The sequence below is a fragment of the Sphingosinicella terrae genome (assembly GCF_003347635.1).
Classification (GTDB): Bacteria; Pseudomonadota; Alphaproteobacteria; order Sphingomonadales; family Sphingomonadaceae; genus Allosphingosinicella; species Allosphingosinicella terrae.
Window position 1 is genome coordinate 1 of record NZ_QDFY01000036.1, and the last position, 1,571, is coordinate 1,571.

The window sequence follows — 1,571 nt, forward strand, 5'->3', positions numbered from 1 at the left end:
CGTCCGCTCGCCCATCATGGCTCGCCTCCCGCCTTGCTCAGCAGGATTGAATCAGAGCCGAGTCACCGCAGCAAGAGGAGATTTTCAACACTATCGGTGGAAAGCGGACGCTCGGGGGTGAATGTTGAAGGGGGCCTTCGCTGTGGTAGGCTCCCGCTTCGACGGACGCTGGCGCGGGAGAATGGCGGCGAATGTTCATGACTTGGCTGACCGCTATGCTCCTCGGAGTGGCAGGGGTTTTTGGCTATACCGCCTGGGTCGGGTGGAAGACTGGGATCACCCGGCTGCCACTTAGCCTGTTTGCGATAGAAGAGTTCGAACGAGGCGAAAGCGTCCACTTCTGGCCGCTAACAGCGATCAACGCTGCCGTGTCGATCCTCGCTCTCACTGCGGCGGGATTTGCAGCTTGGAGCGCGTTTGGCGTGGTTTCGCAGCCACTCGGCAATCTTCAAGCACTGAATGGATGCTATGAAGGTGAGGGGCTGCCCGATAACGTGCGCCCTCGCAATCGGCCGAGAGCGTTCCGCATCACTGATGGCGTGATCTTTGATCGCGGGGGAGAAGCCATCTCGACCGTCCGCATCGTGGAGAGCACGTCTTCGATGACAAAGATTGGGTTTTCACCGGGCATAAGCATCAGCTCCAGCACTGACGGCGCGAAGCGAACGGAGATTTCGGCCGGGTCGACGGAGGCTGCGGAGGCTTTCGTCAGGGGCGAGCGGGCTTACATCTCCATCCCGGACCAGTTCTTCGATTTGCACACGACGTCTTGCGGCTAAATGTCCGCAATGGGTCGCAGTCGGACGTCAGCGAAGATAGGGAAGTTTGACGCCCTCCCTCGCCATTACGGCCTCATAATGAGCTCGGACCTCCTTCAGCCGTTCAAGAACGGCGTCAATTTCCTCGGCTCTCTCGATGGGGTCTTGCTCGGCAGCGGCTCTTTCAAGGTCGCGAATCAGGAACTGAAGGCTGTCGCCCTGAAAGACGACGCCGGGAAACTGCCGACCAGGCAAATGGACGACGGCATAGTTTCTCGGCTCAGAGAGCAGCTTCACTTCGCTCATTGGGCGCCCCTTTGATGGATGGGTACGGTGGGGGAGAGGCCGAATGACCTCAATGGGTCGCAGCCGGTCATAGCCGAGGCAGCGGTCAAGCGTCGGCTTTTCCAACCGGGTCCCGCAAGCAGACGGTCCGCCCACCAAGATCAGCCGTGCCTCCATCGCCGAAAGAGCCAGGATCATGGTCGGTCAATCTGCGAACGAGGGGGAGAGGGTCCCGCTCCCATTCCTGTTCCCGTCTCCCCGGCCGCGGTCAGGCAGCGTCGCCTGGGCTTGACATTTCGTTCATGTTATGTTCTAATATCCGTTTCGTCAGGCTGACGACGAGCGTCCCGACTCGCTCTTTGACAATCGAAGAATGATCCGCCCGGGCGGGCGGCCGTGGCCCTCGCGGCTGGCGCGGGGGTCCGGCAGCTTCAAAATTGATGGGGTGGACGCCCCCCGATGGCATCTATGTGCCAAGATGGTGGTGTCGAACGACCATCGAAGGGAGGCGTCCATGGGCGAGGTTAC

At 60.5% G+C, this 1,571-nt stretch carries 2 protein-coding genes; one reads left to right on the plus strand and one right to left on the minus strand.

Going from position 1 to position 1,571, the window contains the following annotated elements:
* Positions 1 to 191: 191 nt before the first annotated feature.
* Positions 192 to 779 carry a hypothetical protein gene (locus DDE10_RS23075; RefSeq protein WP_114955160.1) on the plus strand — a complete coding sequence of 196 codons (588 nt, stop codon included), beginning with the start codon at positions 192 to 194 and terminating at the stop codon, positions 777 to 779.
* 27 nt (positions 780 to 806) lie between these two features.
* Here DDE10_RS23075 and DDE10_RS23080 read toward each other — a convergent pair whose 3' ends face one another.
* Positions 807 to 1,064 carry a DUF6959 family protein gene (locus tag DDE10_RS23080; RefSeq protein WP_114955161.1) on the minus strand — a complete coding sequence of 86 codons (258 nt, stop codon included), beginning with the start codon at positions 1,062 to 1,064 and terminating at the stop codon, positions 807 to 809.
* Positions 1,065 to 1,571 lie beyond the last annotated feature (507 nt).

Coding starts and splice junctions, on each gene's coding strand:
- DDE10_RS23075 (WP_114955160.1), top strand. CDS start 192: ATGTTCATGACTTGGCTGACCGCTATGCTCCTCGGAGTGGCAGGGGTT.
- DDE10_RS23080 (WP_114955161.1), bottom strand. CDS start 1,064: ATGAGCGAAGTGAAGCTGCTCTCTGAGCCGAGAAACTATGCCGTCGTC.